Source organism: Dyadobacter soli (assembly GCF_900101885.1).
Lineage (GTDB): Bacteria > Bacteroidota > Bacteroidia > Cytophagales > Spirosomataceae > Dyadobacter > Dyadobacter soli.
Genome location: NZ_FNAN01000005.1, coordinates 159217 through 175250, shown reverse-complemented (window position 1 = coordinate 175250; position 16034 = coordinate 159217). Strand labels below are relative to the sequence as shown.

The window sequence follows — 16034 nt, the reverse complement described above, 5'->3', positions numbered from 1 at the left end:
TAAGCATTTCGGCACCTCCAGCGCGCTTTGTTGATAATGACAAAACAGTCAAACTAAATCGACAAAATTACACCCCATCTATATCTATACAAAGTGTAATATTTACGCAAATGTCAGCCATCGTCAAATATCAGCATCCCACACTAATTCTATCCTGAAAAAGACCCACACGCAGAATTCTTTCACACTCAACACACCATCACGACGTGCGCACTACAAATCCCCCGGGTAACATCCTTTTTTTCAAAACCTTCCCAGTTCAGCAGCAACGCTACGCAAGTCGGGGACCTGCTCGCCCGGCAGCATACTATGTCTTAGGTGGGGTTGAAATCCTCAGCTTTTTGCAGGGTACCCGCAACATTTCATCATCGTTCAAAAACGTAGCCTGCATCAATACGCATTTGGTCAAAAGCTTCGGGCAAGGTGTTCCTTAGCAAAAAAATAACTTACACTTAAACAAGCCTGCCGACGTCCGGATTTTGCTTCCGGAAACACCAAGGGATGCTGCGCTCGATCCAGCTTCCCCGGGGGCATATTGTCCCTGATTTTCAAGAATCAAAGTACAACTTTATTCAATTTCAAATGGAAAATCTTCTACTTCCGAAGCCGTCCTTCGGGCGGTTTGCGCGGTGGCTGCTGTTCATGTTGTTTGCTGCCGTAGCAGTTCAAGCACAGCCGTTACTCAATGAAAGTTTTAACCATACCGGCGGTACTTTGCTCAGCGCAGCTAACTGGGCCGTGAGAGCAAGTGGAACACCGGCGATATCCGTCACCGCCGGCAACCTGGCCGTCGCTTCCACTATCGGCAATGATTTTGGTAACAAAGCGAGCCTGGCAAGCAGCGGGCAAGACGTATACCGGAATTTTACAGCCGCTAACGCCACAACCTACAACTCAATGGTGGTAAACGTATCGGCAGCCCAGGCAACCGGGGATTATTTTTATATCCTGGGAAATAGCACGTCGCCGCTCGTATATGGTGCCAGGGTATATATTCGTTCCAACGGAGCGGGATTTAGCTTCGGTATTTCGAGAGGCGCAGCCACGGCTCCCGTATACGAAACAACGGTGCGAAACTTTAATACAAATTACTTCATCGTCCTCAAATACGAAGTTGTTACCGGCACGACCAATGACCTGGCAAAGCTGTTTGTAAGTTCGGCGGCTCTCGCCTCGGAACCTGCGACAGCCAGCATCGAATACGGCGCTTCGACCGGAGAGGATATTACCGCTTCTGTGCCGTTATCCTCGGTTAACCTTTACCAGGGCACCGCTGCTAACGCTCCTTCTTTGCAGATTGACGGCATCAATGTGGGCACAACCTGGGCGAGTGTATCCTCAGCACAATACGATTATGGCGATGCGCCCACAGTTTACGACCAATCCAAAGACGGGATTTACATGCCGGGCGTACACATTCCCCTTGCCGGTTTTCGGCTTGGCGTACTTGCGCCGTCAGCCAGCCTTGCACCGCAATCGGTATCGGCCGGTGCCGACAATAATACACCAAATGGCGATGGAGCCGAAGAAGACGGCCTCGCGGTTCCGATTGAATCGGTGAAGCAAGGCCTGGCTTATTCCATCACAGTGCCGGTCACCAGCCCAAGCACGGCTACCAAATACCTGTATGCATGGATTGATTTCAACAACAACGGGAAATTCGAACTTGGAGAATTAACTACGGCAACACTGAACTTTACCGCAACTGGTGCCACTACACGCACGCTTACCTGGACGGCCGCACAAACAGGCGCAATTCCGGCAGGCACAGAAAAACTGTACATGCGCCTTCGCTTGTCTGGTCAGGTTCTTTATGACTTTACTACCGCAGCAAGCGGCGGAGCGACGCTAGACGAACGGAGCATTGGAAACGGCGCCATGAGCGCCGCGGTCGTTAATGACGCCGGTACGACTCCCACCGGTGAGATCGAAGATTACCAGGTAACCGTGGCGCGCCTCTATGATTTTGGTGATTTGCCCGTGAGTTTTGAGCGCGATAAGGATAATAATCTCGTACCCGCACAGCACGGACAGTTGGCAGGACTGTCTATCGGATCTATTGTGGACACAGAGGCTGCACCTTATTCCGTAGGCGCAGGCGAGAACAACAACGAATCCGGCGATAATGATTTTGATCAGGCAGACGAAGATGGAATCACAGAGTTTCCCAGCGTTAGCCGTAATGTAATTTACTCGATCGATGTACCAGTAAATTCGCCTCCCTCGTCAGGAACTAAATATCTTTACGGATGGCTGGATTTGAATGGCGACGGGAGATTCCAGTCCGGTGAATTTGTGAGCACCAGCACAGCTACCGCCGGAGCAACCACGCTCACTTTGAACTGGTCGGCTTCGTTAACAAATTCAATCGCCGCAGGCACCAAGAGCATTTACCTGAGATTGAGGCTTTCCAACACGGCCCTGAACGATTATACGACAGCAACCAGCGGGGCCTTAGGGGCTTTAATAGATGAACGCAGCATTGGAAACGGTGCTACTTCTGCAACCAATGCAACCCTGCTGACGACAGTGGCCCTTGGGGAGGTCGAAGATTATCTGCTTAGGCTGGATGATTACGATTTCGGAGATGCACCAGCGGCCTATGAAAATGGGGTACCTGCAAGGCAAATAGCCTTACCAACGAGGCACATCGGTGCCATCGTGCAATATGAAAGCGCCGCCAATAGTGTGGCATCCGGCACAGATAATAACGGAGCGAATGGCGACGGCGATGAAGAAGACGGGCTTAGCGGGAGCTCGCCCGTCATTACCAAGGGCGCACCTTTCAGTTTTTCGGTACCGGTGACGGTAACCGTCGCTTCCAACGTTATTGCCTGGATCGATTTCAATAACGATGGCAAGTTTCAACTGGATGAAGCCGCGTATAATGCAGCGACCGGCGCCACAATCGGCTATCAAAGTCAAGCGATAGGCACAAGTACAAAAACCTTCTGGTTCAGAGGCACACAGACAAACCGAATACCTGCGGGCACATCCAATGTTTATGTCAGAATAAGGCTCACGCAAACTGCCGGGGCCGACGACGCAGGTACGACGGCGATCGATGAACGAAGCATCGGAGATGGCGCAAGCAATGGCAGTTACGGCACGCCATCGGTGGGTGAGGTCGAAGATTACCGATTTGCCGTCATCACAGATCTCGACTATGGCGACGCGCCATTGGAATATGAGCGCAATCAAGCTGATGCTTCCCGCCCGGCCCGCAACCACCCTACCGACGACCTGTTTATCGGACAGGCCTTCGTATTGGAAAGCGGCCCGGCTTCTGTGACATTGGGGGCTGGCAACAACGCCCCGAACGGCGACGGTGACGAGGAGGACGGAATCAGCAATAACCAGCTTTTCGTTCGCCTTGGTGGAGCGGGTAATACCAACGTATATTCGGTTGAGGTAAACAACACAACTGGTGCTGCCGCCACATTACATGGCTGGATTGATTTCAATAATAACGGCCGCTTCGAACTTGCTGAATACGCATCCATAGGTGTCAGTACCGGCACAACAGGTCCGGTGTCACTTCCTTTTACAGCGACACAGGCGACCAACATTCCGGCATCAGCAACCAAACTGTACATGAGACTAAGGCTGGCCCAGGCCAACGTAGAGGCCGCGCTTGGCGACGCAGCCAATGCTACGCTGGATGAACGGTCCATTGCGGATGGGTTGGCCACGGGTGAATATACTTCCGTAGCCGCCGGCGAAGTGGAGGACTATCAGCTCACCATCATCAAGGACTACGGCGACGTACCGGTTTCTTATGAAAACAGCAATCCGGCATTTCAGTCAAACTCAGTCGCGTCTGAACTACATTTAGGCGCCGCCGTCGACTATGAGATGGCTTCCCAGGCTATAACGGCTCCAAACGACAACAACGGTACCAATGGGGATGGTGCGGACGAGGATGCTGTGGCCCAACAGCAGACCATCACCGTCGGTGCACCATTTACATTGACAGTACCTGTTACCAGTACCAGCGCAGGTACAAAATCCATCTATGCGTGGATTGACTTCAACGGCGACGGCATATTTAACGGCAATGAGGTAGCCACTCCGATTACTTTGAGTGCGGTGGCAGGCGTTACGAATGTCACGTTGACCTGGACATCTATCCAGACAAACTCGATATCCCCAACGGTTGTTTCCAATGGCAAAACCTATGTTCGCATAAGATTGTCCGCCTCCGCTTTGACAAATACCAACAGTGGTACGCTGACGTCAATCGATACCCGCAGCTTTGGTCCGGGTAACTTTTCAGGCGAGGTGGAAGACTATCAATTCCTGGTAAGTAACCTGAGCGACTACGGTGACGCACCCATTTCATTTGAAGCAAACGCCACAAATGCGCAGTTACCAGCCCGACAGGCCGCTTCCAACACGCTCAGACTCGGCCTTACTGTCGACAACGAGAGCTCCGCAGCTTCGGTAAGTTCGCCAAACGACAATAATGAGGCCAATGGCGATGGTGCGGACGAAGATGGTATTACAAACCTCGCTCCTATTTATAGTGGTGTCGCGTATCGTACCCAGGTAAGTGTTTTAAACAATACCGGAAGTAGCCGCACGCTGCATGGGTGGATTGATTTTAACGGCGACGGAAGATTTGGCCCAACTGAATATGCTTCTGTGGCTATCCCTGCTTCCTTAAACCAACAAACAACGACCCTGAGCTGGCCTGCTACCGCAATATCGGCAGCGAAAGTCTACATGCGTTTGCGCATCACTGAAGGCACGGTGACAGACGGTGCCGGCGCTTTGGTTGATGAGCGCTCTATTGGAGATGGGGCTAGTACCGGACTCTACACCACGCTGTTGCCGGGAGAAATTGAGGATTACCAGCTGACCGTTATTGCTGAATACGACTACGGTGATGCTGCTGCGGCAACTTATGACAACAGTCGAAGCAACGTTTTTTCACCTGCACGGCAGGCTGTCAGCCAGGGTTTGTTCCTTGGCGAGCTTTATCCTGACGCAGAACCATCCAAGCAAAGTACTGTCAGCACGGCCAGCGGAGATAATCTTCTTGGAAAGAACGATGAAGATGGTGCAACACCCGGACCTGTTACCGATGGTGGTGGATACACTCTGAATGTCAGGTATACGAATAATTCCGGCGCGGCCAGGACACTGTACGGCTGGGTTGATTTTAATAATAATGAAAGGTTTGAAGCCGGTGAAATGGCTTCGGTAAGCCTGACGGATGATTCCAATAATGGCATCGCAACATTAACCTGGACCCCCGCGCAGAGTAACACAATCCCGGCGGGAGTTAGCCTGTTGTACATGCGTTTGCGTACATCCGAGGCTACGCTTACTGATTTCACAACCGGAGTTCCCGGAGGACTGGTAGATGAAAGAGCATTGGCGGATGGACATAACAGCGGGGAATATCAGGCCACTCCCGTCATTGCCAACGGTGAAATAGAAGATTATACCATAACAGTCACCACAGACCTTGATTATGGTGACGTGCCGGCCAGCTACGAACAACCAGGCGGTAGTACAAGACCTGCACGCCAGATATCCAGCTCAGCTTTGCAGATCGGAGGACTGGCTGACGTGGAACCTACTGCGCAAAGCGTGGCATCAGGGGCAGACAATAACGGAACCAATGGTGATGGCGCGGATGAGGACGGTATTGTACCGGGCGCAAACCCTGTAACCGTGGGTACGGCATTTACCTTATCGGTAAGAGTAACCAATACCTCCGGAACTGCACGCACACTGTATGGCTGGCTTGACATGAACGGAAACGGAGTTTTTGACGATGGCGAGGTTGCAGGAACTACCCCCTCCGTCGCAAATGGCACCAATAACGGGCTGGTCAATTTAGTTTGGACTGCTGCTTCTACGCTCAACATTCAATCCGACAAAGTATACCTGCGTCTGCGGCTCGCCGATCTGGCCCTAACCAATAATACCGCCACAACTTATGATGAACGGGCATTTGCGGATGGCTTGACAACAGGCGATTATGCGGCAGCAGCAGCCCGCGGTGAGATTGAAGACTATCAATTGGCCGTCATTCCGGTATTTGATTATGGTGACGCACCGGTAAGCTTCGAACAAAACAGCGTTCCTGCATCCGTTCCCGCCCGCCACAAAACTCTGGCCACTATGTATTTAGGCAGCACCAGCGGATTGGAGACTAGCCCAGCCAATGTTGCAGCAGGAAACGACAACAACAATGCGAACGGCGATGGTGCCGATGAAGACGGGATAACATCAATCCCAACGCTCTACCCCGGCGGTTCTTACAATGTCCCTGTAAGTTTATTCAAAAGCATTTCTGGAACGGGAACCATCCACGGATGGCTTGATCTGAACGGTGACGGGCGTTTTTCTGTGAACGAGTATACTTCTGCTACCGTGTCCGCAGCGACCGGCGCACAAAGTACCTCTCTCCTGTGGCCAGCCGCTATTTATACGGGATCAGGTAGCCATACCTACCTTCGCCTCCGGTTCACGACAGGTGCCCTTTCCGATAACGCCGCAACAACATTAGTAGATGAACGCAGTATTGGGGATGGTTTATCTTCGGGCATTTACGGAACAGCACCCGTCAATGGCGAAGTTGAAGATTACCAAATCACCGTGGACAACACGGGCACACCGTCGATCCCAGTCTGCGAAGGATTAGGTTCTATTGACCCTATCCAGGCCGGCTTCCATGCTACTATGGTGCGACCTGCCAGCGGCGGTTATCTGATTTTCGGAGAAATCGCCAATGGAAATGGAACAACCAACATCGTGACGCCCGTGCCTTTACTATCCGGAAGCAACGGATTCAACTTTTCGGGAGATTTGCTCATGGCCACCCTCGGATCTTCCAGTGCATTTACCTATACCCAGTACTTTGCATTAACCACTGCAGGACTGTATGCCTGGGGTGCCCGGGGTATCGTAGTTCCTACTGCGGTAACGACAAGTACTGCCATGCAGCCGATCAGTCTTCCGCCGGGCGTAACGCCGGCCAGAGTCAGGATGATCGACGCCGGGACTTCGTATATGACGGAAAACTTCGTCGGCGACCAGACGAATATGAACGGATCACTGGTGCTATTGACAACCAATGGCGAAGTCTGGGTAAGAAGTTCGGTCAACGCGGCCAGCACCACCAATGACTTCAACGCCGTACAGGGTGATGGCAATTTGCTTACCAATAACAGCAGTACGGACTGGCACCAGGTACAAACTGCGGAAGGCGTTCCCCTCACGGGCATGATCGATGTGCGTACTACGGGTGCGGTTGCGATCGCAACTAATGGCACGGCCTTCTACACCTGGGGACGTAATGTATATTCGGGCGACGGCTCCGCTACAATTACCCAACATTACGCTATCCAAATGGCTACACCATCAGGGTTTAGCGGACCTGCCAAAAAAGTGGACCTGGGATATGGTCGTAATGTTTCGGCTTCTTACTACATCCTCGACAACACTGGGGTGGTTCATGTACTAGGCAACAACGGTTTGGGACAGCTGGGCGTTGGAAGCCTTGTGGAACAAACTACCTGGACCAAAATCACGACGAAGAACCAGGAACCTGATGAAGCAGGTAATCAGGCGGATGCAAGCAGCCCAATAGGTGTAGTTACCGGTATATCGGCGAACAACCACGATTCGTCGTGGGGACACCTTATCCTGATCACGCAGGATAAACGCGCTTACCACGCGGGCAGTAACGCAGGCGGGTCAACCGGAGGGGGAATGTCAGGTACTGTTTCGCCTACAAGCTGGTCTACGCCTACCGCAATGACCACCGCCAGCGGTGCGCAGATGCTGCCGGGCAAGATAGTTTACGGAGAGGCAGGCGGGCACATTGGCGTACTTGCAAAAGAAGGAAGTGACCGATATGGCTATGTCGGGCACACGGTAAGCGGCTCCGATGGCTGCAACGGATGTACGGCAAGCCCTGCGGAATATAACTTTGACAAAACAACGTCAACCGGGCCGCTCTGTGGAATTGAAGCTTATGACTATGGTGATTTGGATAACAGATACAACGCTGGTGATAAAGCGAGACACCAGATTAAATATGCACAGGTTGCCAATCCTTTGCGACTAGGTGTAACGGCCCCTGATAGTGAAGACGAGCCGCAGGTAACGTCTGCCGGAAACGAAAACGAAGCGAACGGCGACGACGTGGATTCAAAGGGTGATGATGAGGATGCATTTACAGCCGCTCTGCCAGCCAAAACTGCCGGACAGCCGTATTCGGTACAAGTCCCGCTAACCAATAATACAGGTACTACGGCCAATCTTTACGGCTTTATCGACTGGAATGCGGATGGCGTTTTCTCTGCATCCGAAACCGTTGTGGTAGCCGTTGCTCCGTCTTCTACCGCTCAAAATGTAACGATGACCTGGCCTGATCCTGGTTTTGAAGTAGCGTCTTGCTCCGGCGATGCCGCGTTCCGCAGAAGCTTCGTCAGACTCAGACTCACCACTTCGGCACTTACGGACAATACCGGAACACCCGTAGACGAACGCAGCTACGCTACGGCCACCGATGGTGAAGTTGAAGATTACTACCTCGACTGGCAGCCACCGGCAGAAAACTTCGACTACGGCAACCTCCCCACCAGTGCCGCGCCGGTCATCTGGCCTCAGGCTTCCGCTTCCTTGTTGTCGCTGGATCTCAGCAACACAACACGCGTTTGGCTTGGCAACGATACCAGCTATCCCGATAAGGCTTGCGTTTCGAACATCGATCGCAACGGAGGGCTGGGTATCACAGCGTCAGGTACGCCGGTAACGGGCGACGGAACAGTGGAGAACCCATTTGTAATCAAATCATCGGGTTCACCTGTGCCGCTGGCCTACTCGGTTACCGTCAATGGCAACACTTCAACTTCCACTCCCGTGTACTGGGCTATCTGGTATGACGCAAATGGCAATGGTAACTTCACAGACGCCGACGATCTGTTCAATTCAGGCGTAACGAATCATGGAAGCCCGGTAACGGTATCAGAGCTATTTACCTTTAATCCGGGTGGAAGCAATGCAGGTGCGACAAACGGGGCTATCCGGATTGTGGCCACGGCTACCAATACATCGTTCAGCAAAGGACAAAACGGAACGGTAGCAGTACAAAACGGTGAAGTAGAAGATTATTATGTGGTCTACAATGCGGCCCAAACGGTCAGCGGAACGGTCTTCAATGACAATAACGGGCAAACGGGTGGAGCTAACGGTACGGTCTTCAACGGTACGGCAACTCCGGTCTTCGCAAATCTCTATGACCAGGCCGGCAATTTCGTGGCAAGCGCTCCGGTGAATGCCAGCGGGGTATACACTTTCACAGATGTCCCGGCCGGAACAGGATACCAGGTGCAGATCAGCGCTTCCGCCGATACAACCGGTTCGACTATTCCAACAGGCGCGACGCTGCCGGGGGCGTTTGAGAACGTAAGCTCCAACGGAGAAACAGGAAACCATACCGACGGACTCATTACCTTCGATGTAGCGGACGCGAATGTCACCGGACTCGATTTCGGGATCAATGAGGCACCGACAGCCGTGGCCAGCGATCCCGCTACCCAGGCAAACCCGGGTGGCACCACAAGTGTCGACGTAACCGACGGTTTTAGCGGAACCGATCCGAACAGCGGTACCATCGTAAGTATGACCATCACGGAGTTCCCGACCGGTGCAACAAGCATCTCCGTAGATTCAACAACTTACTACCCTACTGCGGGCGATATCCCGGGCGGTTGCGCCAACTGCGCAGTGTTCCCTCCTGCGGGCGTGACGGTAACGACAAGCGCTACGGGCGTGCCAACCCAGACAATCGGAGTCGATCCGGCCGCATCTGGTGTTACCTCGGTTCACATTCCGTTTACGGTCACCGACAATGCCGGGCTCGTTAGCACACCAACTACATTGAATGTGCCTTTCGCAGAAGCACTTACGATTAGTGGTACAATTTTTAACGATGCAAGCGGAATAGCCGGCACCCCTGCCAACACAGTCGACGGTACTCCGATCGAATCTGCTTCGAATCAGCCGCTTCACGCGAATCTGTTTACCGCTACCGGCGTCTTTGTAGCAACTGTACCAGTAGATGCATCCGGTAATTACAGCTTCGTAGTGACCGCTGGCACCGACTATCTCGTCACGGTGAGTTCAACACCAGCCGATAGCAGCAGTACGCCGTCAACCGCAACTGCTTTGCCTTCCGGGTGGCTGAACACAGGCGAAAATGTTGGTTCAGGGGCTGGAAGCGATGGAACACCAAATGGTATTCTTCCGGTGACTGTCGGAACCACGAGCGTGCCAAATGCAAACTTGGGTATCCAGCAGGAACCGACTGCGGATCCGAAGGAGTTTACGGTTGGCAACGCCGCATTCAGTCAAACGCCCCCGGCAGGATTTCCTTCCGAAACCGGCTATCAGACTATTCCGGCGTCGTCTTCGAGCCTGACCGGCTATCCAACCAATGGTTCACTTTCCGGTTCGGATCCGGAAGATTGTATCAACGCCGGCACTTGTAATACGGGTACGGGAACGACCTTCAACATTGATTCGGTCAACCCTAATACCATATTGTACTACGACTTTGGTGGTGCTACGGGGATAGTCAGGATAGACTCAACCAGTGGTGTTGTAACGATACCGAATTTCGACATTACCAAGCTGGTCATCTATGGCCAAAACGGAAGCGGCGTGGCAGGCTCCTCATTTGGCTTCACTTATTCAATAACAGATCAAGCCGGGGCAACAAGTACTTCCGTGCCGTATTCCATCAGCACGTCAGGTCCGCTTCCAGTGACTTTGATTGCTTTCAATGCTTCCCAGGAAGAAGAAGCCGTCAAACTGAAATGGGTTACAACCAGCGAGGTTAATAGTAAAGCGTTCGAGATCCAGCGCAGCACCAACGCTACACATTGGACTGTAATTGGATCCGTCAATTCGCAGTCGCAAGATGGCAGCAGTGTAAACCGACTAGACTATGACTTCAACGATGTATCGCCGAATAAGGGGGTGAATTACTATCGGTTGAAAATGATAGATCTTGATGGGAAATTCGGTTACAGCCAGATCAAATCAGTTTGGATCGACAAATCAGGACACCTTGTCGCCTACCCTAACCCGGTTAGCAACGGCAAATTGATGATCGACGTCGCTGGGAAGGATTCCTACGATGCTGAAATATTGAATCTGAGCGGTATTCGGGTTTATCGCCAGAACCTCGGTACAGGTCGCCAATTAAATGTAAGCAACCTTGCTGCGGGCGTCTATGTACTGCGTGTCAAATCGGTAAGCGGGGACATACAGACGACTACGTTTGTGATTGACTAACGAGCGTACAAAGTTTCTAAAACAGCAAAGAGGGTGCTTTTTTAAGGCACCCTCTTCTTTTTAATATGGTTTGTTGATGAAGCGAATCAATTCGTGTATGATTACCTGGTTGTGTATCCCCCGTTAGCAAAAATCGTTTGCCCGGTGATCCACCAGCCGTCGGTCACCAAAAACTCGATTAATGGAGCGATGTCCTTGATATCGGTGAGCCCGCCTAATGCTGCGGCCGACTTGTGATATGTGACGGCGTCGGGGCTTTCCTGCTCATAAAAGAACGGCGTGTCCATTGGTCCTGGTGCTACCGCGGTAACGGAGATTCCACGGCTTCCGAATTCCTTGGACGCTGCCCGGGTGAAGTGCTCCACGGGCGCTTTCATCCCTTCGTAAGTGGAATACAGGCCGGTGTACGCATTGCTGCCCTGCAAAGGTGAAGAACTTACCCCAATCGAATGGGTCATTATCTTATCAATCTGCGGGGAAAATCTGTGAGACGGACAGCTTTTAAGCCCAAATACCGTTGTTCAGACCAGACCAATCCGGAGATGATTTGAAGTCTATTACACGCAAACGGGAGGTTATCTTGCCATAGTAGCAGATCATCTTGTCTTTTGTTGCGAACACCTACTACACCTATTGCCCATACATAGCGCAGTGACATATATTTAGTACACTTTATCGCGCACCGTATCAAGTTTGCCCGAACATGAAAAACAGCAAACGCCTTCCGACCATAGCGTTCTGCGTCTTACTTTTTTTTACCAACTCCTATGGCCAGGTTTTCAAAAATTTCAAGGAGGTCAATGGAGTTCCGTTGTCGGCCACACTGGGAATTACCCAGGACAAGCAAGGCTTCATGTGGTTTGGTACTGAGGCCGGGCTGTATAGATACAACAGTAAAACATTCGATCAATACCATAATGGCAAACAGAATAACCCCAAGTTTATCCGGGATCTGGTTACCGACCCGCATGGAAATATATGGGTTGCTTCGTTAAGGTCCGGTTTATACCTCTTTGAACCCGACACCGAAACTTTTACAAACTTCGAACCTGATTCAGCCAACGTCAATTCGCTTTCTCACAATTCCGTCAACTGTGTAATGGTGGATCGGAACAACCAGGTTTGGGCCGGAACCCAACATGGGCTGTCACGAATTGTAAAAGATCGCGGAAAAATCAGGATAACGCGCCATCTGCAAACTGAATTCTCCGAGCAGACCCTGCAGATACGGTCACTTACCGAGGACAAAGCCGGCAACATCTGGATGGCAACCGGCGACGGGTTAGTTAAAATGCAAAATGATGGCAGCAAACCCAGATTGTACCGAATTCCATCCCCCAAAAAGCAGATCCACCTGAGCGACCTCATTTTCGTTTATGCAGACAGCAGCGGTATTATATGGCTGGGTAGTAACGGTACCGGATTGTATCAATTCAATCCTTTTACGGAGAGCTTCAAATTAATCGAAACGCTTAGAACGCCAAATGGCGAACTTCCCCGCGTTTCCAAGCTTGTGCCGGATAACAAGGGAAGATATTGGATGTCAACCTCTCTGGGCCTTGTTCATTTCGATCCGCTTACTTCGAAAGTAGAATGGTATGTAAATCATCCCGGTGACCCCAACAGCCTGGGCAGCACTGCGCTTTACTCGTTGTACCTGGATCGACAAGGCGGGCTCTGGTGCGGCTCTTTTTACGTCGGCATTAGTTACCTCCACTATGACTCTCCCCGGTTCAGGCCCTGGCCATTTATTCCCAGTGATCCACAGAGCCAGTCGTTCTCAAATGCGTGGTTGGGCAAGGGTAAAACAAAGCGAATCTGGTCTATTTCGAATAATCAGGACAAACTTCTTGTGTTTAACTCCGTGGGCGAACCTCCCTTGACTGTCCGGCTAGAACTTTCGAAAGAGGCTGATTACTATTGCTTCTTTTTGGACGATAACGATGTACTCTGGGCGGCAGGCAATGCAGTATTGACCAGTTTTAATCTCCAAACCCGAAATTATCGTCATTACCCACTTATCATACAAGGGCAATCCGTAACGGTTAACGCCAGGACTTTTGCCATCCTGAAAGACAGCTACAATCGATTTTGGATTGGTGGTTATTATGGTCTACTTCTCTTCGATCAAAAACAGGGCATATTTCAAATGCAAAATGCCCCAAACATCAGCGTCCGAAGCATTTTCGAGGATTCCCGCCGTAACATCTGGGTAGGCAGTACCAATGAAGTCTATCGCGTCAACTCCAAGAATAGCATACCGCTGGCGCCGGCATTGGAAAAAATTCCCGTTGGTCCCGCTATGGCCAATTATTTCTGGCGAATAGCCGAAGACCCGTCCGGGAATATCTGGGCCGCCGGCACCACCTCGCTTTTCCGCTACAACCCGAAGAATAACCGGTTTGAACCTAATACAGATGTCCCTGGCGGCTATATCAAAGATGTTGTGCCGGACGAGCTCGGTTACTTATGGCTCAGTGCTGCGCATATACTTTACAGATACCATCCCCAGAGCAGGACGCTTCAATCCTATAACGATGAGGATGGCTTGCCACAAAATGGTCAGTTAATTCAGGGTTTTGGAACGAAAGATGCCAACGGGAACCTCTACTTTCTCACCAATCAGGGAATGTTTTCGTTTGAGCCGTCGGCCATTGCCGTGAATAAAAATACCCCTCCTCTTGTGCTCACTGCTCTGAAACTGTACAACAAGGAAGTTGCTACCGGCGATAGTACAGGGCTCCTGGCACAGCCTCTGTGGAAAACACAAGAAATCGCCTTTCGACACGACCAGAACATTTTCACACTGGACTTTGCACTACTGGATTATGTACGCTCTGGTCAGAATAAATATGCATACAAAATCGATGGGATAGACCGCGATTGGAACCATGTAGAAAACCCATCTGCCACCTACACCAACTTGCCGTCAGGCTCTTACACTTTCATGGTCAAAGCTGCTAATGGCGATGGTTTCTGGATGAAAGAGCCTTTGAAAGTCCAAATTACCATTCTCCCGCCCTGGTGGAAAACCTGGTATGCGTATCTGTTCTACTTCCTTGCCGTAGCTGGGGCGATTTACGCGATCAACAGGTTCTTCTGGCTCCGCTCGTCGTTCCGGAAAGAAAATTTGTTGAATCAGGCTAAGCTGGATTTTTTCACGAATGTGTCGCATGAAATCAGAACACATCTTTCACTGATCAGCGCGCCTTTGGAAAAAGCGTATCAGCAACTGCAAGATCCCCTGCGCGTTGAGCACCATCTGAATTATGCCAGAAATAGTAGTGACAGGCTCATGTTGCTGGTCAACGAACTGCTCGACTTCCGCAAAATACAGAGCGGCAGTGTGCAGTTGCAGGTGCGTGAACATGATGTGGTGAAAATCATGAAGAGCATCCTGCCTGCCTTTGAACACAATTCGGAGGAGACGGAAATTGAAACAACGCTCGTCTGCCCCGATACACCTGTGCTGCTATGGTTTGATATCGGCCAAATGCAAAAGGTGTTTTACAACCTGTTAAGCAACGCTTACAAATTCACGCCCAACGGCGGTAAAGTGTCCGTTCACATCATCGAGACTTCCAATGAAGTCAAAATCATTGTGAAAGACAACGGCAAGGGAATCTCGCCCGATCATCTTAAAAAGCTATTTACCTACTATTATCAGGCCGACTCGGGAAAGCCGGGCTACGGCATCGGATTGGCCCTTTCGAAAAGCATTATCGAGCGGCACCACGGTCATCTGACCGCCGAAAGCCGCCCTGCAACCGAAACCGAACCAGGTGAAACAGCAATGATCATCCGTTTGTTGCGTGCCGACAGGCATTACTCCGACCAGGAGATTGCACTAAGAAGCAACGATAACCTCACCGGCATATTCACCAAAGCAGCCGCATCGAGCGATAAGGAAATCGCAGATAAACAACGCAATACCATTCTGATCATTGAGGACAACGACGAACTCCGGGGGTTTATCTGCGAGCTTTTCGAGGGAGACTACAACATACTTGAAGCAGAAAACGGGCTTCGCGGCATTGAATTGGCCAATGAACACATCCCCGACATTATTCTGACCGACGTGATGATGCCGAAAATGAACGGAGTGCAGGTATGTCGCCGAATTAAGAACGAGGCCCTTACTGCCCATATTCCGGTTGTCTTGCTGACTGCCAGAACACAGAGGGAACAGATAATCGAAGGGCTTGAGGTTGGAGCAGACGATTATTTAGTGAAACCATTCGACCCAAGAATTATCACATTGAAGATCAGTAATCTCCTCCGTTTGCGGGATGAGATGAAGCTGCACTACCGGCAGTCGGTGGTGGAGGGAACGGAAGCTCAACGAACTGTTGCCCGGGATAAGAATGAGGTTTTCATCACCAACCTGAAAAATCTGGTTATCGATCATATTTCCGATGTTAATTTCGGTGTTAATGAACTTGCTTTTGAGGCTGGGATGAGTGTGTCCGTACTCTACCGAAAGTTACGGTCACTTACAGGCATGACAATCAATGAGTTTGTCAAAACCCTCCGTTTAAATGAGGCCAAAAGACTTCTTGAGTCAGGGGATTATAATGTTGGCGAAGTAGCTTCGATTATTGGTTTCGACGACAGCAAATATTTCAGTAAAGAGTTTAAAAAAGTGTTTGGTAAAACACCTAACGAGGTCAAAGGGAAGATGATTAACTAATCTTTGGCAAAACAGGTGTTTC

3 protein-coding genes are annotated in these 16034 nt (G+C 50.9%); 2 read left to right on the top strand and 1 reads right to left on the bottom strand.

The annotated features are described in order from the left end of the window. Nucleotides 1-582 precede the first annotated feature (582 nt). Nucleotides 583-11322 (top strand): GEVED domain-containing protein, encoded by a 10740-nt coding sequence (locus tag BLQ88_RS09180; RefSeq protein WP_090148624.1) that lies wholly within the window; start codon nt 583-585, stop codon nt 11320-11322. 101 nt (nt 11323-11423) lie between these two features. Here the strand turns inward: BLQ88_RS09180 and BLQ88_RS09175 are convergent, their stop codons facing one another. Further along, nucleotides 11424-11780 carry an SDR family oxidoreductase gene (locus BLQ88_RS09175; RefSeq protein WP_229212636.1) on the bottom strand — a complete coding sequence of 119 codons (357 nt, stop codon included), beginning with the start codon at nt 11778-11780 and terminating at the stop codon, nt 11424-11426. Nucleotides 11781-12025: 245 nt separating this feature from the next. Between BLQ88_RS09175 and BLQ88_RS09170 the strand changes: the two genes are divergently transcribed. Next, nucleotides 12026-16012, top strand: a complete 3987-nt coding sequence (locus tag BLQ88_RS09170) for a hybrid sensor histidine kinase/response regulator transcription factor (RefSeq protein ID WP_090148623.1) — start codon at nt 12026-12028, stop codon at nt 16010-16012. The last annotated feature ends 22 nt before the right edge of the window (nt 16013-16034 follow it).

What these genes read in the sequence shown, in the direction of transcription:
- BLQ88_RS09180 (WP_090148624.1), top strand. Translation starts at nt 583, where the DNA reads ATGGAAAATCTTCTACTTCCGAAGCCGTCCTTCGGGCGGTTTGCGCGG.
- BLQ88_RS09175 (WP_229212636.1), bottom strand. Translation starts at nt 11,780, where the DNA reads ATGACCCATTCGATTGGGGTAAGTTCTTCACCTTTGCAGGGCAGCAAT.
- BLQ88_RS09170 (WP_090148623.1), top strand. Translation starts at nt 12,026, where the DNA reads ATGAAAAACAGCAAACGCCTTCCGACCATAGCGTTCTGCGTCTTACTT.